Here is a 21440-nt window from a genome sequence, read left to right on the forward strand (position 1 = left end):
ACGGTGGACCGGCCGAACTGTTCGGCACCGCCGTGAGAGGCTGTCGGGCAGGGCCCGGGATGCCGATCGACGGGGCATCGGCACGACCTCGCAGGACCCGCGTACGACGAGGTGGGGGCACAACAGCGCCATGGCACAGGGCACGGTCCAGGTGACGCACACCGGAACCTCGCGGTGGCGGCGCCGCACGGGTGAGTACGCTTCGCTGGCCGCCGCCCTGGAGGCCGCGGCCGAAGGTGACGTGCTGACCATCGCTCCCGGCACCTACCGGGAGAACCTGGTGGTGGAGCGCGCGGTGACCCTGCGCGGACCCGAAGGCTCCCCCGGCTCCGTACGCATCGCGCCGATCGACGGCGTGGCGCTGACCGTTCGCGCCTCGGCCGTCGTCCAGGACCTGCACGTGGAGGGCCAGGACTCGGCCTCGCCCGCGCTGCTCGTCGAGGACGGCACGCCGGAACTGCTGGACATACGGATCGTCACCCGTTCCGCGGCCGGGATAGAGGTCCGCGGGAGTGCCCGCCCGACCGTGCGCCGGTGCACCGTCGACAACCCGGCCGGCGTCGGCATCGCCGTACTGGACGGCGGAGGCGGGGTGTTCGAGGAGTGCGAGGTCGTGGCGGCCGGTCAGTCGGGAGTCGTGGTCCGCGGGGGCGCGCGTCCGCGACTCGAGCGCTGCCGGGTACACCACACCTCCGGTCCCGGGCTGTCGGCCACCGGCGAGAACTCCTCGCTGGAGGCGGTGGGTTGCGAGGTGTACGAGGTCAAGGGCTCCGGGGTGCAGATCACCGCCCGGGCCGTGGCACACCTCACCGACTGCGACGTGCACCGGACGACCGCGGACGGCGTCACCCTCGACACCGACGCCGTGCTCACCCTCGCCGACTGCCGCATCCACGACATCCCGGAGAACGCGGTCGACCTGCGCTCCCGTTCGGTGCTCACCCTGACCCGCACGAGCGTGCGGCAGTTCGGACGCAACGGCCTGTCGGTCTGGGACCCGGGCACCCGCGTCGACGCCAACCAGTGCGAGATCTTCGACAGCACGGGCGACTACCCCGCGGTGTGGGTGAGCGACGGGGCGACCGCCGTCCTGGACTCGTGCCGCGTGCACGACGTGCCGGACGCGCTGTTCGTCCTCGACCGGGGCTCGCGCGCGGACGTCGTCGACTGCGACATCTCCCAAGTGCGCAACACGGCGGTGTCGGTGAGCGACGGAGCGACCGCCCAGCTCGACGACTGCCGGATCCGGGACGCGGCCACCGGAGCCTGGTTCCGCGACCACGGCAGCGGCGGCACGCTGTCCGGCTGCATCATCGACGGCACCCAGACCGGCGTGATCGTCACCAAGGGCGCCGATCCGACCTTCGAGCGCTGCACGGTCACCTCCCCCGCCGAGGCGGGGTTCTACGTCTCGGCGGACGGCCGGGGCAGCTTCACGCACTGCCGGGTCGCCGACAGCGGAGGCTACGGCTTCCACGTGATCGACGGCTGCCGGTCGACGTTGCGCAAGTGCCGTACGGAGCGATGCGCGCGTGGGGGCTACGAGTTCGCCGACGCGGGCTCGGCCCCCGGCTCGGGTCCGGTCGTCGAGGACTGCGCGAGCGACGAGAGCGCGTCGCTGCGCACCCCGGCGCACGAGGCGGCGGTCGAGACGTCGGCTTCGTCCGTGAGTCTGCTGGGGACGATCCCCGGTCAGCGCAGCACCGAGCGGGAACCGGCCGTCACGGGCACCGAGCCCGCCGCTCCGGCCCGCGGACCGAAGATCGTCCTCGGTGAACTCGACACACTCGTGGGCCTGGACAACGTCAAACGCGAGGTGCGCGCCCTCACCGACATGATCGAGGTGGGCCGGCGCCGGCAGGAGGCGGGCCTCAAGGCGGCGTCCGCACGGCGCCATCTCGTCTTCACCGGCTCCCCCGGTACGGGCAAGACGACCGTCGCCCGGCTGTACGGCGAGATCCTGGCCTCGCTGGGCGTGCTGGAGCGGGGTCATCTGGTCGAGGTGTCCCGGGTGGATCTGGTCGGGGAGCACATCGGGTCGACCGCGATCCGCACCCAGGAGGCGTTCGACCGGGCGCGCGGCGGCGTGCTGTTCATCGACGAGGCGTACGCGCTGTCCCCGGAGGACTCGGGCCGGGACTTCGGGCGTGAGGCCATCGACACGCTGGTGAAGCTGATGGAGGACCACCGGGAGGCGGTGGTGGTCATCGTCGCCGGGTACACCGCGGAGATGGAACGGTTCCTGTCGGTCAACCCCGGGGTGGCGTCCCGCTTCTCACGGACGATCACCTTCAACGACTACATCCCCACCGAGCTGCTGCGGATCGTCGAGCAGCAGGCCGAGGAGCACGAGTACCGGCTGGGTCCGGGCGCGCCCGAGGCGGTCCTGAAGTACTTCACCTCCATCCCGCGAGGGCCCGCCTTCGGCAACGGCCGCACGGCACGGCAGACGTTCGAGGCTATGGTGGAACGGCACGCGGGCCGGGTCGCCAAGCTGGACGAGCCGAGCACGGACGACCTGACCCTGCTCTATGCGGAGGACCTGCCGGACCTGCCGTGAGCGCTCGGCTCTAGCACGGCCGCTGGCCCGGGACTTCGGGCAGGAGCCGTTCCAGCAGGAGTTCCCGCTCGGCGGCGAAGACCGGGTCCGCCTGGTAGTCGGAGTGGCCGAGGACCGGGGCGGGCAGCGGCTGCCGGTCGGTGCGCCCGTAGGCGAGCGGGTCCTTCAGGGGCTCGTGGTCGACCTCGGGGCCGCAGTCGCCGGGCAGCCGGACGGGCCCGCCGATCGGGTCGGTGCGCCGGTACAGGTTGCGCCAGCAGGCGACCTCGCGGTGCAGCGAGGCCAGCGCTGCCGGGCCGAAGTGGGCCGGGAACCAGCGTCCGTACAGGCGCTCCAGCGGTGAGCCGTAGGTGAGCAGCGCGATCCTTCCCCGGACCGAGGGCTTGAGCTGCCAGGCCGCGGCGGCCGCCAGCACACTGCCCTGGGAGTGTCCGGAGAGCACCAGGCGTCCGCCGGTCGCCCGGGTCCAGGTGGCCATCCGCCAGGTCAGGTCCGGCACCGCGCGCTCCGCGTAGCAGGGCGGGGCGAAGGGGTGGGCGGCACGCGGCCAGAAAGTGCCGACGTCCCACAGGATCCCGATGGTGCGGCGGGCGGCCGGGTCCTTGTAGGCGCGCCGGCCCCAGGTGACGAACAGGATGAAGCCGAGGCCGATCAACCAGGAGCCCAGGGCCTGCGCGGTCTCGGCCGCCCCGTGGACGAAGCCGCTCGTGCCCCGGGCGGCCTCGCTCGGGGTGTCACCGGTGGCGAGGGCCCCGGCCAGGGAACAGCCGCCGAGCAGCAGGGTCACGGAGGACAGGACACCGATCATGAGCGGTGCCCGGTCGGTGAGGGCGGCCATCGCGCGGGTGCTCGCGATGCGGCGGGTACGGGCGGAGTCCCTCGGTTCGCCCGGGTACTCGCGCTCGACGGCGGTCATCTCGCCGCGGCGCAGCCGCCAGGTGCGCCGGCCGAGCCAGCCGACGAGGGCGAGCAGGACGACGAGCAGCGGTGGGATCACCGAGGCCTGCCAGGTCAGCAGGACGGGCGGCCCGGGGATCGAGTGGCGGGTGCCGTCGAGCCAGTCGGCGACCCGCTGGGACACGCCTCCGGACATGACACCTCCGAGCGCGCAGCCGAGCATGGCGACGGCGGGTCCGGCGAAGCCGCGCATCGCGGTGCGCGGGCCGGGGGCCCCGTCCGCCGTCGGGCCGGGATCCGCGACCTGGGGAGCCGTGCGGTACAGCGCGCGGGCGACCACGCACAGCGCGATCACGAGCAGTCCCTGTACGAGGGTGAGGCCGCCGAACGTGGCGTCGCCCGCCAGGCGCCCCGACGACTGCCAGTGCGGCCGTGACCAGCCCGCGTACACCAGGGTGAGGGCGAGCAGGGCGGCCGCGCCGAGCGGCAGCCTGCGCACGAGCGCCTGGTCGCGTCCGTGGTCGATCCGGTTCTCGCTGCGGCCGCGACGGCAGACCACCCACAGCACAACGGCCCCGCCCGCCACGAGGGTTGCGTTCAGGAGCCCGCCCAGCGTCTCCAGTAGGGCGGACCCGCCCGGGGCGCGGTCGTGGTGGGTGGCCGGGGAGGCCACGGCCGCGGCGACGGTCAGGAACCCCGCGGCGGTGTGCGCGGCGCGCAGCCGGGCCACCAGTCGGCGCCCGTACCAGAAGCCGGGTCGGCCGAGTCCCGTGCCGTCGGTCTCCTCGTGGGCCTCGGCCGCGCGGGCGATGGGCTGCTGCGACTCGTACGCGCTCCACGTGCGGTGGGAGAGGTACCACAGGAGCGTGGTGAGCGCCGTGGGCACCAGCGCGGCCACGGCGAGGCGGCGGCCGGGCAGGCTCCACCAGCCGGCGTCGGGCCGGTCCGGGGAGAGGAATCCGAGCCAGGAGTGGTTGCGCACGCACAGACGGGTGCCCGCGCACTGCCAGGCGGCCAGATCGAGGGCGACCTCGCAGGCGGCGGCGACCAGCAGCACCGTGAGGGTGAGCCCGGCCAGACGCACGAGCAGCCCGTACAGGCGCACCGTCCGTCCGTGACCGTGCGAGGCCGGGCGCATCCAGTGCGCGAGGTTGACCACCATGAAGGGCAGGAGGAGGAGCCACAGGGCGCGGGCTCCGTTGCCGGACGTGAGGTTGCACCACACGTACGCCTCGCGCACCGGTCCGCCGCGGGGGTCCCCGGGGCGCTCCTCGGCGTCGGCGTCGTCGGCGCGCCGGAAGACGGCGGCCGTCGCGTCGCCGGTGATCCGCACCGTCCGCGGATCGTTCAGCATCTCCTCCGGCGTGGCGCCGCCCACGCCGTGGACCAGGAGCTCCAGGGCCGCTCCGGCCGTTCCGGGCCGCTGCGCGGGGCTGCCGGGCTCCCCGTCGACGGCTTGTTCCCGTGCACGATCCACTGTTCCGCACTTCCCCGTGCCACACGTGTCTCAGGTGTCATGTGCAGGCACAAGGCTCTCGCGCCGGGGGCGTCGTGCGCACCCGTAGGCACCAAATCTCCCCGATACGTGTGAACGCCGCGGCACAGGAGGGGCACAGCGGGCGCACGGGCAGTGGCGCGACCGAGGGTGTCCCGTGCAAGGATGGGGCGTCCTCCAGACCTCGGGCAAGGAGTATGTCCACGTGGGAGTGGGTTCGGACGGAGTGTCGGGCAGGCAGCGGCGAAAGGACCGGAGCGGTCGTGAGTGAGAATCAGAACCTCCTCGCGGAGCAGCGGCGCGCTCTGATCCTCGACGAGGTGCGTCGCCGCGGTGGCGTCCGCGTGAACGAGCTGACGCGAAGGCTCGGTGTCTCCGACATGACGGTCCGCCGTGACCTGGACGCCCTGGCCCGTCAGGGTGTCGTCGAGAAGGTGCACGGCGGCGCGGTGCCCGTGGTCGAGGCGAGCACGCACGAGCCGGGTTTCGAGGCCAAGTCGGGTCTGGAGCTGACCGCCAAGGAGGACATCGCGCGGACCGCGGCCGAGCTGGTCGCGGCGGGTTCGGCGATCGCGCTCTCCGGTGGTACGACGACGTACGCGCTGGCTCATCATCTGGTGGACGTCCCGGACCTGACCGTGGTCACCAACTCGGTCCGTGTGGCCGACGTGTTCCACTCGGCGCAGCGCACCTCGGGCCAGCGTCAGGGGGCCGCGACCGTGGTCCTCACCGGCGGGGTGCGCACTCCGTCCGACTCGCTCGTCGGGCCGGTCGCCGATCAGGCCATCGCGGCCCTGCACTTCGACGTCCTCTTCCTCGGTGTGCACGGCATATCGGCCGAGGCGGGGCTGTCGACGCCGAACCTCGCGGAGGCGGAGACCAACCGGCGGCTCGTGCAGTCCGCGCGGCGGGTCGTGGTGGTGGCGGACCACACCAAGTGGGGCACGGTGGGCCTCAGTTCGTTCGCCGCGCTGGACCAGGTCGACACGCTGGTGACCGACGGCGGCATGCCCGCCGATGCGCGCGCGGAGATCTCGGAGCACCTGCGCCTGGTGGTGGCCGGTGAACCCGAGGACGATACAGACATCTGACGGTCCGCCAGCTAGGGTGACGCTGCCCGCGCCGCCGGCACCGCGTGGGTGCCGTCCGTGGCGCGGGCCGTCACGGACGTTCGTCCGGTGGGGACCGGTTTCCGGTTGTCTCAAGGGGGTTCGCGCATGGCACGTCGACTGCGTCCGGTGGGATCCGACTTCGTCGAGACCGCTCCGCTGCGACTGGTGTTCGCGCGGGAGGTCGCCGCTCCTCCCGCGGCCGTGTTCTCCGCGCTCGCCGAGGACGCGTCCGGCTGGAGCGAGTGGTTCTCGGCGGTGACCCTCGTCCGCCCCGCGGCCGACGGCACCGGGCGCGAGGTACGGCTGCGCGGCGGGACTCGTTTCGAGGAGACCATCCTGGTCAGCGAGGCTCCCGAGGTGTACACGTACCGCGCGGACGCCACGAACGCGCCGGGGCTCCGCGCCCTGGTCGAGGAGTGGCGGCTGACGCCCGCGGGCGAGGGGACGCGTGTGCGGTGGACCTTCGCCGCCGACGGAACCGCCTTGTTCCGGGCGGCACTCACCGTGGGCCGGGGCGGCCTCGGCCGCGCGTTCCGCCAGGCGGTGACGACACTGGACCGCCGGCTCGCGTCGACGCCCGCGTGAACCGCCGGGGCCGACGTCAGCGAGGCGTCGACGCGGGCCGGGTCCGACCCGGCATCGAACACCTGTCACCGCAGGGCCCGGCCTCGAAGACGTCGACCGAATCCATCTAGGGCCCGTCGAGTGCCTTGTCGAGGGTGAGAGTGGCGTCGATGAGCGCGAGATGGGTGAACGCCTGCGGGAAGTTGCCGAGTTGACGGCCCGTCGGGTCGACCTCCTCCGAGTACAGGCCCAGATGGTTGGCGTACCCCATCATCTTCTCGTACACCAGGCGTGCCTGGTCCGTCCGTCCCGCCCGGACGAGGGCGTCGACGTACATGAACGTGCAGAGCGAGAAGGTGCCCTCCGAGCCGCGCAGGCCGTCGGGTGACGCCTCCGGGTCGTAGCGGTAGACGAGGCTGTCGCTGACCAGTTTCCCCTCGATGGCGTCCAGGGTCGTGGCCCAGATCGGGTCCTCGGGGCTGAGGAAGCCGACCGTGGACATGCGCAGCAGCGAGGAGTCCAGCACGCCGCTGCCGTAGTGCTGGACGAAGGCCTGCTGGTCCTCGCTCCACCCCTTGGCCATGACCTGGTCGTAGACGGAGTCCCGCTCCGTCCGCCACCGTCCGTACGCCGACGGCCAGCCCTTCGACTCGGCGAGGCGCAGGGCGCGGTCGAACGCCACCCAGGACATGACCCGGCCGTAGGTGAAGTCCTGACGCCCTCCGCGGGTCTCCCAGATCCCTTCCTCGGGCTGGTCCCAGTGGTCGGCCAGCCAGTCCAGGTTCTCCCGCATGGACGTCCATCCCGCGTGCCCGATCTGGAATCCGCGCTCGTGGGCGAAGTGCATGCTGTCCAGCGCCTCGCCGTAGATGTCCAGTTGGAGCTGCGTCGCGGCGCCGTTGCCGATCCGTACCGGCGCGGAGCCCGCGTATCCCTCCCAGTGGTCGAGGATCCGCTCGTCCAGGTCGGCCGAGCCGTCGACCTTGTACATGACGTTGAGCGGGCCCGTGGTCCCGCTCTCGCCGGCCCGCTCCTTGACCCGGTCGCTCAGCCAGGCGATGAACGCCCGTGCCTCTTCGGTGAAGCCGAGCCCCAGCAGGGCGTACACGGAGAACGAGGCGTCGCGGATCCAGGTGAAGCGGTAGTCCCAGTTGCGTTCGCCTCCCAGTTGCTCAGGGAGAGCCGTCGTCGGGGCGGCCACGAGGGCGCCGCTGGGTGCGAAGGTCATGAGCTTGAGCGTGATCGCGGAACGCTCCACCATCTCGCGCCAGCGCCCGGTGTAGCGCGACTGGGTCAGCCAGGAGCGCCAGAACGCCACGGTCTGGTCGAAGAGCCGCTGGTACGCGTCCAGACGGATCTCGGCCGGCGGTCCGGCGGCGCCCGTCTCCAGGACCAGTCCGCGCTGTTGACCGGCCCGCAGCGTGACGGACAGGCTCAGGTCGCCGTCCTGGTCCGTGAGCACGTCCAGGAGTCGCTCGTCCTCGGGTTCACGGATGGGGTGCATGGTGAGTTCGGTGCCGTCCTCCGCCGCGAAGACCGCTCCGTGCTCGGTGATGTGCGCCTCGTGCTTCGCGCGTCCGTAGTCGAAGCGCGGGGCGATCTCCACCTGGAACGTCATGGTGCCGCGCACACAGCGGACCAGACGCACCAGCCGGTGGCGGGCGGTGACGGTCGTACCGGTCACGGGCATGAAGTCGACCACCTCGCCGGCACCCGCCTCGGTCATGAACCGGGTCACCAGGATCGCCGTGCCGGGCAGGTACAACTGCTTGGTCGCGTGGGTCGGATGCGCCGGGCGGACCGTGCAGTGGCCGCCCTTCTCCGTGTCCAGCAGCGCCCCGAAGACACTGGGCGAGTCGAACCGCGGGGAGCAGAACCAGTCGACCGTGCCCTCGGTGGTCACCAGCGCCGCGGTCTGCAGATCGCCGATGAGACCGTGGTTCTCGATCAGTGGGTAGCCGTCCATCGGAGCGCGCCTTTCGGTTGCCGGAGAAGGTGGATCACGGAGGCTGTGTCGAGGGGAGCTGTGCCGAGGGAGCGGTGTCGAGGGGACGCTGTCGAGGGAGCGGAATCGAGGGGACCTGTGCCGAGGAAACCGCGTCACAGAAGGTGTTCGTCGTCCGTCGTCTTGCGGTTCCGGTTGGCCATTTCCTCCCAGAAGGCGTGCAACTCCCTGACGGGGACGCTGACCCAGGGCGCGGTGTGCCGGCTGACGGCCGGGAGGTGCCAGCGGAAGCGGCTGTGCAGAAGGGCCTGTTGCTGCCGGCAGAACAGCTCCGCCACCTCCGCCTGCGCGTTCCCCGCCTTGGGCGGATAGGGGCACAGACGGAACTCGCACGGGGAGGTGCAGGTGGTGCGGGATTCACCCTTGTCGGCCCGGCCGATGCTGCGTTCGGGGTGGAGCAGGCCGCGGTCGTGGGTGAGACAGTGCGGGAGGCCGGGCTTGTTCGAGAGCTTCAGACGTTCCTCGATGTCGTCCGGGCTGCCGTCGCCCTGGGTGAGGTTGAGCAGGACCATGACGTCGGCGAGAAGGCGTTGCGCACGAGGATGCAGGCTGCTCCAGCCGACGGACGGGGAGATCCAGAGGTTGTGCTTGCGGTAGCGGTCCGGATCGGCCGGGGTCGAACCGACGCTGTCGCTCACCTCGTTCTCGTCGATCCAGATGAACCGCTCGGGGTGTCCCGTCTCCAGGGCCAGGGTCACCAGATCACCGGCTTCGGCGATGAACGGGTGGAGGACCTTCTCGCCGTCGCGACGGTACGCGGCGCCGATGTGGCCCGGGGTCTTCTCGTGCGCGCTGCCGGCCATCGAGAGCCATCGGGTGACCGACCTTATGGGCTCCATCGGGCCGCCGGACGCCGCGTCGTCGTCCTTCGTGAGGCTGGTGCCCGGCGCCGCGGAACGGCTCCGCCGGTTCGCCGTGCCGGACCCGGGGGCGCGTCCGATGGTGTCGGGAAGCTCCCACAGGCACAGTGCCTGAAGCAGGCTCACTTGCGCGTACCAGTAGCGGCTGCAGGTGAGCATCTTCTCCGCCTGCTTCACCAGATAGGCACGGGTCTCCTCGTAGGCCTCCGGATGCCGTCTCCTGCGGTTCGCCGCGTTCTTGAAGCCCTGGGCCAGGGCGTTCTCCAAGGAGAGCGGCATGAGCGGACTCTGTTCCCCGGTCTCGGCGGTCAGGTTGCTCAACCAGAGGCTCAGCCGCTCCTTGGCCTCGTCCCGGTACTTCTCGGAGACGGACCCGACGACCATCGGAACGAGCCAGGCCCGGAGGCTGAAATGGCGCCACCACGTGGTCCGGCACTGCTCGTACTCCCTCACCATCCAGTCGTGCTCCCGCTGCCTCTTTTCCACGGCGTCCGGACCGGCCGCAGGGTCCGGATCCTCTTCATTGAGCCACGCGGTGTAGTCGCGGTCGAGTTTCTGCTTGGCGTCACGAATCTTTCCCAGGTACTGGGATATGGGGTCGGATCCGAGGGGGAATTCCGTACGCAGTTCCTGGAAGGCCGCGTCACCACCGGCGGCGATCTGATGGGCGATCGCGATCCGGACGGCGTGGGACGGCTCCTTCGTGCCGATCTGGAAGAGGTGCTTGTAGGGAAGGGTCGGGCGCGCGGGATCCTGACCCGAACATTCTGCGGGTGGACGTTGCGCCTTGTTGCGACGGTCCCGTTCACGCAGGGCGGCTCCGAAGTTCCGTACCAGCCTCAGTTTCGCGCTCTCGATGGTCCGCTGATCGCCTCGGATGTCGAGGCCCGCCCATTGTTCGTCGAGCTCATGGGCCAGCTTGTCCTGTATCGGGACCGGATCCACGCAGTCCAGTTCCAGGGCCGCGGCGTACAGGTCGAAGTACTTCGCGTCGTGCCGGGCCGATGCGGCGTTGCTGAGCAGCTCGGCCAGTTTCGGCGACGCCGCGTGACGGTTCTTGGCGCGATGGGCGCGCTGCGCGCCGGCCGACCGGGGAGTGAGAGGCGCTGCCCGGTGCCGCGAGAGGAGCACCAGAGCGATGAGCAGTTCCCGCGACGGACCCGGGCTGTGCAGTGCCGGTTCGACGACCGCGGCGATCTTGTCGTCCGGTATCTCCCTCAGCAGGCGGTAGCCCATGTACGCCTGGAGGATGCTGTGCGGGAAACGGACCTTGTTCTTGCGGCCGTACACCAGCCCCAGGAGTTGTCCGTTGGCGGTGTGCCTCGCCAGCTCGGTCCGGCACTCGTTCGGGTAGTCCAGCGTGTTGAGCCAGTGCGCCGACCCGCCGATCTTCCGGCACATCACCCCCCAGATCGCGTCGCGTTGCGCCGCGGAGATGGCGAGGCGGGTTCCGTACTGCTGGGCGGCGTCCGGGGATTCCTGGTGATTCTCCTGCGACTGCGCGCGGCGCCGGAGGTCGTCCGCGTGTGCGCTGACGAAGTCGTCGAACGTCACTTCGATGCTGTCCTGCAGGAGTCCCAGGCAGGCCATGGCCGACACGACCCACATGGTCTCCCGGCGTTCCTCGCGCCCCATCACCAGATCGTCGAATATGCGACCGTCTTCGATGGCCTGCCGGTAGGTGTTGAGGAATCCCAGTCTGAGAGTGGAGCAGTCGTTGCTGCGGGTGTCCAGGCGGTCCTTTTCGTCGCGGAGGGTGAGGTGGTCGAGCAGCCCGCACTGCTGAAGCAGTCGGGCGATCCGGAGATAGATCGGCGATTCCACGACCTTGGCGGTCTCCACCACCCAGTCGAGGCGGCGCTCGTCCAGCTCGCCCGGTTCCCGCACCAGATATTCCAGGGCCGCTTCCTCACTCAGCGGTTCCATGTCGGCGATCGCCGCCCGGGTGCCCTCCAGGGGTGTGTGCGGGCGTGAGGCGATGACCAGGGGCAGCTTCTGGCGGTCCGCTCGCTCGATCGCCCGTCGGATGATGTTGTCGCGGTCCTCCTGGTACTTCTCGTCGAGAAGGGCCTCTTCCAGGCCGTCGGCGATCACGACCACCTTGCCGTCGAGCCTGAGCTGCCGCCATGTCTTGTCGATGTTGCTGCCGGCGAGCACCCCCTGGTCCGCCTCCTCCGCGAAGCGGCGGCGCGCCATTTCCTCGAAGTCGAGCTCACCGTCGCCCTTCATGTCGCGCAGGCTGATGGGCACGGGAACGGCGGACTGCTGGGCCAGCATCCGGGTGAGTTCCACGAGAACGGCCGTCTTGCCGACGCCCACGCCGCCGACGAGCAGATAGGGCTTGCGGGTCTTGCGGTTGCGGAGGGTCTGGGCGATCACCTGGGACAGTTCGCGGCGGCCGACGATTCGGTTGCCGAAGGTTCCGGCCGTGGAGACCAGCTCGTGCGGACGCGTACGCGCCTTGTCGATGAGCGGTTTCTTCGTCTTGTGATACCAGTAGAGGAGGAAGAAGGTCAGGATCAGGGAGCCCGTGAGGACCGGGCCCGCGATGTGGTTCACAGCGTCGAACCAATCGGATCCCAGAACCTTGTGGAACGGCGACTCATCGTGCTTCACAAAGTCGTAGACGGCCGCCGCGACCCACATGAAAAGCAGCGCCGTCCCGACGAGAGCGTACGCGCGCAGCATGGGTCCGAGAGAAAACAGTCCGGGGCGCCAACTGCGAGCCGCGGCGATGCTCTTGTGAGCTTCCCGCTTCGTCCGGAACGTGCGCCATTCCTTGCGGGTCGCCCCTGAGAGCCGGGACCACCAGCGCCTCGGGTACAGCGTGTACCAGGGGGCGTCGTGCGGCCGTTCCTTGCCTTCCGGACGGCGGATCACTTTTGTGGGCATGAGGACGTTCCCTCCGCGCTGCACATCATTGACGGGACGTCATACGGGTGCCGGGTTGTGGACACACGGGCAGGTGTGGACCCACAGGGAAAAACGGTCAGCCGTAGTCGTGGCACCGCGCATCGCCTGCGCGTCCTCCGCCCCACACCGCCACAGCGCAATACAGCCGCCCCACGCCGAGGTCTTCTGCCTCGCGCATATTCCGCTGGCACGCATGCCTTCATTTCCATGAAAGCACTGGTCGGGAAGATCGCAACACGACCGCCGGCCGGCCGCGGGAGACCACCCGCGCAACCGGAGAACAGACGGAGACCGTCTCCGGAAAGGGGCACGACCGCCACGCGAGCGCGCGGCGCCTCACGCTTGCCGTGGTGCTGCGCGAGGAGGTCTTTTCCCAGGGCGGAGCGCGCAGTTGGGCGGCTGGAGCCGACCGAGCACCTTGACCGTCCGCCCGGTCGGAGGCATGGACGGACCTCCATCAGGCATACAGGGACGGGGTGTTGGGCGCACGAGCGCGCAGTCCGCCGCCTGGTGCCCATCGCGGCGTTCGGGAAATTGTGCGCAGAAAAGGTTTCCTGAGGCTCCTTCAGGTTCCTTCTCGCTCAGGGCGCGACGTGCGGCAGGCGCCCCGGCACATCCAGCGATCTTGAGGGTTCGCGCGTATCGTTGCTGACGCGACAGCGGCTCGTGCGCCGCGTCAGCAGCAGCGACACCAACGCGCAGCTCGACCATCGAAGTTGCCATGAACAATCTGCGCTCTCTTGCGCCGTTCATCGGCTCGCTCGCGCAGAGTTCCCACACCTACCCGTGGCGGCAGCCCATGGGCGCGATCGGCGTCCGCAGCGGACCTCGGTCGCCGGGCGACCCTTCCCATGCGTCCGCCACACGCGTTCGGACCGAGGCCGTGTGACCGCGGCCGACCGGCTCGAACCCAGGCAGCCATGCCGTTCCCGGCTGAGCCTGGCAGTGGAGGAGTGACTGTCCCATGTACGCGAAGTTTCCCAAGGGGGCGGCGCACCGCACCGATCCCGGGGCGGCGGCCGAGGTCCTCTACGACGCCGTCGTCGTCGGCGGCGGGATCTCCGGCGCTCTCGTCGCCCTGCGGCTGAGCGAGGCCGGCAGGAAGGTGCTGCTCCTCGAAGCGGGCCCGGCCGAAGACCTCACCCTCAGGGGCTACGAGCGCTACCTCGACCGGTTCTACTCAGCCGTCAGCAAGGACAACCAGGCCCCCTACCCGGTCGTCGCGAACGCCCCGATGCCCCGCGGCACCGACGCACGGCGCATCACCCCCGGCGCGCCCGACGCCTCGGGCTACATCGTCCAGAACGGGCCCTTCACCACCGACACCACCTACACGCGGGTCCTCGGCGGCACCACCATGCACTGGGAGGGCAAGGCGCTGCGGATGCTGCCCGAGGACTTCCGGATGCGGACGCTCTACGGCGAGGGGGCCGACTGGCCGCTCACCTACGAGGACCTCGCCCCGTACTACAGCGAGGCCGAACGCGAGATCGGCGTCTCCGCCGACGTGGAGGACCAGGCCTACCTCGGGATCAGCTTCGACGAGGACTACGTCTTCCCCATGAAGGGACTGCCCCTGTCCTACCTGGACCGGACGGTCGCCAGGGACGTCGACGGGATGCCGGTCGAACTCGACGGGGAACATCGCGAGTTGCGGGTCCGTCCGTTCCCGCAGGGCCGGAACGGGATACCGAACCCCGCCTACGACGGCGGTCGGGGCTACGTCCCGCGAGGCGCGGTGAGCGCGTACCAGGTCGAGGTCGGCGAGCGGTGCCAGGGCAACAACAACTGCGTGCCCATCTGCCCGGTGCAGGCCAAGTACAACGCCGGCAAGACCCTGGCCCTGGCCCTCCAGAGCGGCCGGGTCGACCTGGTGGCCCAGGCGGTGGCGTACAAGGTGCACGTCGACGAGCGCACGCACCGGGTGACCGAGATCGAGTACCGCCGCTACGAGCGGCCCGACAGCCGCGGCTACACCACGATGCGAGCACGCGGCCGGCTGTTCGTCCTGGCCGCCAACGCGGTGGAGAACCCCCGGCTGATGCTGGCCTCCGGCCTGCGCGGTTCGAGCGGCCTGATGGGGCGCAACTTCATGGACCACGCCTATCTGCTCGCCTGGGCGCTGCTGCCCGAGGTGGCCGGCACCTTCCGGGGCACGATCTGCACGGGCGGTATCGCCGACCTGCGCGGGGGCCGCTTCCGGAGCCGGCAGGCGGCGTTCACCGTCGACATCCACAACGACGGCTGGGGCTGGGCCCGGGGCGCGCCGATGACCGACCTCATCGGTCTGGTGGACTCCGGCGGCCGCTACGGCGAGTCCCTCCGCCAGGGCCTGGTGGACCGGGTGTCCCGTCAGCTCCAGCTCGCGTTCATGGTCGAGGTCCCCGCCGACCCCGGCAACCGGGTCACCGTGAGCCCGGACTTCACGGACGAGCTGGGCAACATGCGGCCCGTCCTCACGTACAACGTCCCCGAGTACACGATGCGGGGCGTGGCGTACGCCCGGCAGTTGTCGAAGCGGATCTTCGCCCGTCTGGGGGCCGAGGACCACACCGCGTACAACCCGAACTTCTGGGGCTACGCCGTCCACGACGGCGAGGGCTACGAGATCCACGGGGGCAACCATCTCGCCGGCACCCATGTGATGGGCCGCGAGCCGTCGACCTCGGTGGTCGACGCGGACCAGCGGTGCTGGGACCACGAGAACCTCTACCTGGTCGGCGGGGGCAGCATGCCCACGGTGGGCACCTCGAACGTGACGCTCACCCTCGCCGCCCTGTGCCTGCGCAGCGTCCGGGCCATGCTGGCCCAGCTCGACTCCGAGACCGCGCCGATCGACGTCACCTCCGGCCGGCGCCACGCGGCGCCGAACGCACAGGAGGCGGCCTCATGATCGCGCCGACGATCGAGAACCGTGACGACCTGCTCGTCTACCTGAACGCGGCGATGGCCCTCGAGCACGCCACCATCCCGCCCTACCTGACCGCGTACTACTCCATACACTCCGGCACCAACTCCGACGCCGCCCACATCATCCGGGTGACCGCGGTGGAGGAGATGCTGCACCTGACCCTCGCCGCCAACGTCCTGAACTCCATCGGCGGAACGCCCGACCTGACCCGCCCCGGCTTCGTGCCGTCCTATCCGGCCCGGCTGCCGGACGGGGAGGACGACTTCACCGTCGACCTGCGGCCCTTCTCCCCCGAGGCGGTGGAGACGTTCTGCAAGATCGAGCGGCCGGGCAAGGCCCCCGGCGCCGACTCGCGGTTGGTGAGGTCACCGGACCGCAAGACCCGTTTCCTGGTCTCCAGCCCCACGACCGAGCAGATGCGCTTCTACAGCATCGGCGAGTTCTACGAGGAGATCATCGAAGGGCTAGAGAAGGTGGCGGCCAACGATCCCGCGCTCTTCCAGGGCGATCCGGCCCGTCAGGTGGGGCCCGAGTACTTCTACTCCGGCGGCGGGGAGGTGGTCGTCGTCTCCGACCTGGAGTCGGCGCAGCAAGCGCTCCGCTTCATCGCCGGGCAGGGCGAGGGCCTCGACTGCGGCATCTACGACGCGGAAGGGGAGCTGGCCCACTACTACCGGTTCCGGCAGCTCCAGCTCGGGCGCTACTACCAGGTGGGCGACCACCCCGACGCGCCCTCGGGGCCCTCGCTGAGCATCTCCTGGGACGACGTGTACAAGGTGAAGACCAGTGTCCGGCTGGCCGACTATCCGGCGGGATCGGAACTCGCCCGGGTCGCCGAGGACTTCAACGCCGACTACGGGGCGTTCCTCGCCCTGCTCACGAAGGCGTTCAACGGACAGCCGGAAGTCCTCCAGGAGAGCGTCTGCGAGATGTTCCGCCTGCGCGACGGCTTCAACCGGCTGGTGTGCACCCCCCTGCCGGGCGGCGGCGGCCTGCACGCCGGCCCCACCTTCGAGATTCCGGCAGCGGCCGGGCCCGGTCCGGGAGCCTCACCCGGTACCGACGAGACCACCCGGACGGTGACGTGATGACCGCCCCGTCGTTCGAGAGGTTCCTCCTCCTGTCGGTCGACCTCACCGCCTTCGAGGAGACCGATCTGCTCGGCACCGGCATGGCCCACCGGTATCTGGCGAAAGTGCGGGCCGCCTGCGGGGACGAGATCGTCAGCGCGCTCCTGGAAGCGCACAGGGCGGCACGGGCCGACGCGGCGGGAGAGGCCGGAAGGCACCCGCGAGCCCCGCTCGACCGGGATCTCTTCGACCGGGCCCTGCGCCACCGGATCTTCAGCGACGACCGGCTCGGCCCCGTGGCCCGCAACGTGATCAAGCTCTGGTACGCCGGGATGTGGTACGCGCTGCCGCCCGAGTGGACCGATCGTCACGGGGCCCGGGCGGCGGGCGAAACCTCCACGGTCACCGCCGCCGCCTACCAGGAGGGGCTCCTGTGGCGGGCCATCGGTGCCAATCCCCCGGGTGCCAAGGCCCCCGGATACGGCTCCTGGGCTCGGCCGCCCCGCATCGCCGACCGCTACCTGAAAGGGGCGACGAGATGACGGACACACTCGCCCGTCTCAGCCCGGACAAGGTGAAGCTCGGCGTCTGCTGCACCCTGTGGTGGAACGACGACTTCCCCGCCATCGACGCCGGCATCTCCTTCGGCCAGGCCGTGAGCGACATGGCGCTCGCCGGCTTCCAGGGATGCAGCATCGGGCACAAGTACCCCTCGGACGCCGCCGAGCTCAAGGCCGCCCTCGATCTGCGCGGGCTGAGCGTGTCCGAGCCCTGGACGAGCACGTACTTCACGATCGGCCGGATGCGGGAGAAGACGGTCGCCGCTTTCGAGGAGACGCTGACCCACATCAAGACCCTGGGCGGGACCGAGCTGGTCGTGGCCGAGTTCGGCGCCTCGTCCCACCTGCTTCCCGTGGACGTGTTCGCCAACCGCCCGGTCTTCACCGACTCCCAGTGGAACGCCCTGGCTTCGGGTCTGAACGAGCTCGGCGGGATCGCCGCCTCGGCCGGGCTGAAGCTCAGCTATCACCACCACATGGGGACGGGCGTCATGACGCGGGCCGACATCGACCGGCTGATGGCCTCGACCGATCCGGAGCTGGTCCACCTCCTCCTCGACACCGGCCACATGGCCTTCGCCGGTGACGATCCGCTGGACCTGGCCCGGGACTACGCCGACCGCATCGGCCACGTCCACCTGAAGAGCGTCCGGCCCGAGGTCGTGAGCCGGGTGCGGGAAGAGGGCCTGTCGTTCCAGGAGGGCATCCAGCTCGGCGTCTTCACCGTGCCCGGAGACGGCGGGATCGACTTCCGGCCCATCCTGGAGGCGCTGGCCGCGGCCGACTACCGGGGGTGGCTGGTCGTGGAGGCGGAACAGGATCCGAACAAGGCCGTGCCGCTCGAGTACGCCAAGAAGGCCCGTGCCTACCTCGCCGACATCCTGGGCTGGTGACCATGAACGCGACCATCGGACGAGACGTCTTCTTCAGCTTCTTCATGTTCACGGCTGATCTGCGGCCACACGACGAGCGGTACAGCCGGGTGCTGATCGATCACCTGAAGGCCCTGACCGACATGGGCTACGACGGCTTCGACGTGCACATCGCCGCTCAGCCCCCGGGTGTCGATCACAAGGTCGAGGTCGACGCTTACGCCGGCCTCAAGAAGACCTTCGAGCGGGCGGGGCTGGGGGAGGTCGGGTTCACCACCAATGTCGGGACCACGCGCACCTTCGACCCGACCTCGCCCTACGAGGAGCAGCGCGCGCGGGCCCTGTCCTACCTCAAGTCACGCGTCGACATCACCCACGTCCTGGGCGGCGACTCCATCATGTCCGGGCCGTTCATCCATCCCTACGGTGTCTTCCCGGTCACGGACACCGACGAGCCGCTCTGGAGCGACGCGCTGCAGGACTGGATGAAGCCGCGCTACGACGCGGCACGCCCCGTCTTCGAGGAACTGCTGGAGTACGCCGCGACGCGCGAGGTGCGGCTCGCCGTCGAGCCCGTCAAGAGCTGGGAGACGCCGCCGCCCAACATGGTCTCGGAGGTACTGGACTTCCTCGAGGGCCTGGAGCACCCGCGCGGTGGCGTGACGATCGACACGGCGCAGGTCGTGATGGAGAGCCAGGGTCCGTCGGTCCTCAGGGAGAACGTCGGGCGGGCGACACGGCAGGACCGGCTCCACTACGTCCACATCTCCGCTCCCGACCGAGGGGCGGTGAAGGACAGCTGGATCCCGTGGGAAGTCCTCGCGCGCGAGATCGAACCGGTGTACCACGGGCCGTACCTGATCGAGGTGTTCAACGCGATCCCGCCGTTCGACGCTTCCATGCGCATGGCGCGCCGGCGTTTCTGGCGCCCCGGCGAGGACGACCCGGTTCCCGGCGGGGACAGCGCCTACGACGTGGCCGAGGCCGCGTTGCGGGAGCTGCGAGAGAAGACCGCACCATCCCGGAAAGGGGACTCCCGTGCTGGCTCAGGTGTCGGATCCCATCACCATGGTCGTGAAGCAGACGGGTGACGTCCGTATCCACACGTTCGTCGCGTCCTTCGCGGGCAGCAACATCGCGAACGCCACGCATGTCGTCGAAACCAGGAATCAGCTCGTTCTCGTCGACGCGCAGTTCCTCGCCCCCTACGCGAGAGCCTTCAGGGACTACGCGGACGGTCTGGGCAAGCCCATCGAGAGGCTGTACATCTCCCACCGTCATCCCGACCACTGGTTCGGTCTCGGGACCGCGTTCGGCGACGTCACGGTCCACGCGCTGTCCGAGACCATGACGTTCATCCACGATCACGGTGAGGACTCGCGAAGCGACCACTGGAAACTCGGTGACCTCGCCCCGGACCGCGTCGTCGTCCCGGAACAGGTCGCCCGTGTCGGCGAGGACAAGATCGACGGGGTCAGGTACCTCCTCGACCGGGTGACGGACACCGAGATCGACTACCACCTCACGATCAGGCTTCCCGATCTGGGCGTGTACTTCACCCAGGATCTGGTCTACAGCGGCACCCATCCGTACCTGACGAAACACCTGGACCACTGGATCCGGGTGCTGCGCGACATGCTCGTGTCGGACTACGAGCTGTTCATGCCGGGCCACGGTCTGCCGGCCGACAAGAACGAGGTCGCGCGCAACGTCGAGTACCTCTCCACCGCCCGGCAGGCGATCGGCGACGGGCTGACGGGCGACGCCTTCAAGAGCTTCCTGCTGCAGCGGTATCCGGAGCGCAAGTGCCCGGGAATCTTCGACATCTACATGCCCCGGCTGTTCGGCGGCGCGAGCGACTACTGACCACGGAGGTGCTTCAACCATGAACGAGAGTTGCACTGTAGGGCGGTACCTGGTGGACCGGCTCCGTCAACTGGGCCTGGAGCACCTGTTCGCCATCGCGGGAGACTACTCGATCGAATGGCTGAACCGGTACGTCGCGCCGAGCGGCACGAAGATCATCGAGGAGGTCAACGAGGTCAACGCCGGTTACGCGGCGGACGGATACGCGAGGCTGAGGGGAATCGGCGCACTCTGTGTGACCTACTCGGCGGGCGCGCTGTGCGCCGTGAACGCGGTCGCCGGCGCCTACGTCGAGAAGGTTCCCCTCGTACTGATCAACGGGACGCCGAGCGTCAAGAAGACCATCACCTTCGAGCAGACCGGCTTCAGCGCGCATCACTTCATCAGCGGACGGGAAACGGATCTCCAGTCCTTCGAGCACCTGACGGTGGCGGCCATCCGGATCGACAACCCGGACCTCGCGCCGACGCTGATCGACTACGCGCTGACCCGGTGCATCAGCGAACGGCGCCCGATCTACATCGAACTGCTTCAGGACATGGTCGACTTGGAGTGCCGGCCGCCGGAGGGCGTTCTGAAGCCGGTCAGGGTCCTGTCGGACCAGAGCAGCCTGGAACAGTCGGTCGCCCGGATCTGCGCGAAGCTCGAAAGCGCCGAGAATCCGCTCATCTGGCTCGGCGTGGAGATCGACCGTCTCGGCCTTCAGGACAAGGCCACGAACCTGATCCGGCAGCTGAACGTCCCGTTCGTCACGGAACTGCTGAGCAAGGCCGTCCTGTCCGAGGACGACGCCCTGTTCGCCGGTGTGCTGGACGGCCAGGCGTCGTCGAAGGTCGTGACCGATCTGGCGGCCACCTCCGACTTCGTCCTGGCACTCGGCGTGTGGCTCACCGACATCAACTCGCTGGGCTGGGAACCGGATTACGACAGGACCGCGTTCGCGTCGTTCGACGCGGTCAAACTCGGGACCTATTTCGGCGGGCAGGTCGCGCTGGAGCATCTGATCGACGGCATCCTGGCGGAGAGGATCGCCCCCAAGGAACGGAAGCTGCCGGAGGCCCCGGCGCGCAGCGCGCCGGACGTGGAGAAGGCCGACGTCATCACCTACCAGGGGTTCTACGACTACATCCAGCGGTACGTCGACAGGAACACCATCGTCGGTGCCGACGCGAGCATGAACTATTTCGGAAGCCTGCTGCTCGACGTGCCCGGTCCCGGCGGGTTCGTCGTCCAGTCGTCCTACTCGTCGATCGGCTACAGCGCCCCGGCCGCGACGGGCATCTGCCTGGCGAAGCGCCCCGAACAAAGGGTCCTGGTCCTCTCCGGTGACGGCGGCTTCCAGATGACGGCCCAATGCCTGTCGACGCAGACCCGGTTGGGGCTCGATCCGATCGTGTTCGTCATCGACAACGGCGTCTACGCGGTGGAGCAGTGGCTCGCCGACGCGGCGGTGTTCCACTCCGACGAACCGTTCTACAAGCCCTGCGAGCTGCACCGGTGGAACTACAGCACGCTGGCGGAGGTCTTCGGCTGCCGGGGATGGGAAGTCGGCACGTACGGCGAGCTGGAGGACGCCGTGACGGGTGCGCTGGAGTACGCGAGCGGTCCGTCCATCATCCAGGTGCGCGTGCCGGAGAAGACGATCCCGGACAACGCGAACTGGAAAGCCCGGTAGCGGGACTCCTCGCGCGGACGGCGAGGCGTGACGGGAACGTGTGATGCGGTGGTGGCGGCATGGCATTTGGCTGGGTGCGG

13 protein-coding genes are annotated in these 21440 nt (G+C 69.8%); 10 read left to right on the forward strand and 3 right to left on the reverse strand.

The genetic code is table 11. The features are described from left to right. Positions 1-130: 130 nt before the first annotated feature. Entirely contained in the window at positions 131-2560 is a 2430-nt protein-coding gene (locus ACFRIC_RS18150; RefSeq protein WP_382786589.1) for a right-handed parallel beta-helix repeat-containing protein, read from the forward strand. 10 nt (positions 2561-2570) lie between these two features. Here ACFRIC_RS18150 and ACFRIC_RS18155 read toward each other — a convergent pair whose 3' ends face one another. Then, positions 2571-4934 carry a hypothetical protein gene (locus ACFRIC_RS18155; RefSeq protein ID WP_382786592.1) on the reverse strand — a complete coding sequence of 788 codons (2364 nt, stop codon included), beginning with the start codon at positions 4932-4934 and terminating at the stop codon, positions 2571-2573. 281 nt (positions 4935-5215) lie between these two features. Between ACFRIC_RS18155 and ACFRIC_RS18160 the strand changes: the two genes are divergently transcribed. Together ACFRIC_RS18160 and ACFRIC_RS18165 are read left to right on the forward strand one after the other, a co-directional pair. Next, positions 5216-6043 carry a DeoR/GlpR family DNA-binding transcription regulator gene (locus tag ACFRIC_RS18160; protein WP_382786595.1) on the forward strand — a complete coding sequence of 276 codons (828 nt, stop codon included), beginning with the start codon at positions 5216-5218 and terminating at the stop codon, positions 6041-6043. Between the two features lie 126 nt (positions 6044-6169). Then, entirely contained in the window at positions 6170-6649 is a 480-nt protein-coding gene (locus ACFRIC_RS18165; protein WP_382786597.1) for an SRPBCC family protein, read from the forward strand. 106 nt (positions 6650-6755) lie between these two features. Here ACFRIC_RS18165 and ACFRIC_RS18170 read toward each other — a convergent pair whose 3' ends face one another. After that, complete coding sequence (locus tag ACFRIC_RS18170) at positions 6756-8594, reverse strand: glycoside hydrolase family 15 protein (protein WP_382786599.1); 1839 nt, start codon at positions 8592-8594, stop codon at positions 6756-6758. A gap of 134 nt (positions 8595-8728) precedes the next feature. Beyond that, positions 8729-12385: an ATP-binding protein gene (locus tag ACFRIC_RS18175; protein ID WP_382786602.1), complete on the reverse strand. Its 3657-nt coding sequence runs from the start codon at positions 12383-12385 to the stop codon at positions 8729-8731. A gap of 985 nt (positions 12386-13370) precedes the next feature. Between ACFRIC_RS18175 and ACFRIC_RS18180 the strand changes: the two genes are divergently transcribed. The 7 genes from ACFRIC_RS18180 to ACFRIC_RS18210 are packed head-to-tail and all read left to right on the forward strand — an operon-like array spanning position 13371 to position 21360. Next, positions 13371-15299 carry a GMC family oxidoreductase gene (locus ACFRIC_RS18180; protein ID WP_382786605.1) on the forward strand — a complete coding sequence of 643 codons (1929 nt, stop codon included), beginning with the start codon at positions 13371-13373 and terminating at the stop codon, positions 15297-15299. Next, on the forward strand, positions 15296-16405 hold the full coding sequence (locus ACFRIC_RS18185; protein ID WP_382786608.1) for a ferritin-like protein: 1110 nt from the start codon (positions 15296-15298) through the stop codon (positions 16403-16405). The genes ACFRIC_RS18180 and ACFRIC_RS18185 overlap by 4 nt, the downstream gene beginning before the upstream one ends. After that, positions 16405-16929, forward strand: coding sequence for a hypothetical protein (locus tag ACFRIC_RS18190; protein ID WP_382786611.1), 525 nt, complete (start codon positions 16405-16407; stop codon positions 16927-16929). The genes ACFRIC_RS18185 and ACFRIC_RS18190 overlap by 1 nt, the downstream gene beginning before the upstream one ends. Beyond that, positions 16926-17840, forward strand: coding sequence for a myo-inosose-2 dehydratase (iolE, locus tag ACFRIC_RS18195; RefSeq protein WP_382786614.1), 915 nt, complete (start codon positions 16926-16928; stop codon positions 17838-17840). The genes ACFRIC_RS18190 and iolE overlap by 4 nt, the downstream gene beginning before the upstream one ends. Before the next feature lie 2 nt (positions 17841-17842). Beyond that, positions 17843-18910 (forward strand): sugar phosphate isomerase/epimerase family protein, encoded by a 1068-nt coding sequence (locus tag ACFRIC_RS18200; protein WP_382787228.1) that lies wholly within the window; start codon positions 17843-17845, stop codon positions 18908-18910. Then, positions 18858-19685 carry an MBL fold metallo-hydrolase gene (locus ACFRIC_RS18205; protein WP_382786617.1) on the forward strand — a complete coding sequence of 276 codons (828 nt, stop codon included), beginning with the start codon at positions 18858-18860 and terminating at the stop codon, positions 19683-19685. The genes ACFRIC_RS18200 and ACFRIC_RS18205 overlap by 53 nt, the downstream gene beginning before the upstream one ends. Positions 19686-19704: 19 nt before the next feature. Then, the gene (locus tag ACFRIC_RS18210; RefSeq protein ID WP_382786620.1) at positions 19705-21360 is read left to right on the forward strand and encodes an alpha-keto acid decarboxylase family protein; all 1656 of its coding nucleotides are present in this window, start codon (positions 19705-19707) and stop codon (positions 21358-21360) included. The last annotated feature ends 80 nt before the right edge of the window (positions 21361-21440 follow it).

The organism is Streptomyces sp. NPDC056738 (assembly GCF_042790435.1).
In the GTDB taxonomy this organism is placed as follows: Bacteria; Actinomycetota; Actinomycetes; order Streptomycetales; family Streptomycetaceae; genus Streptomyces.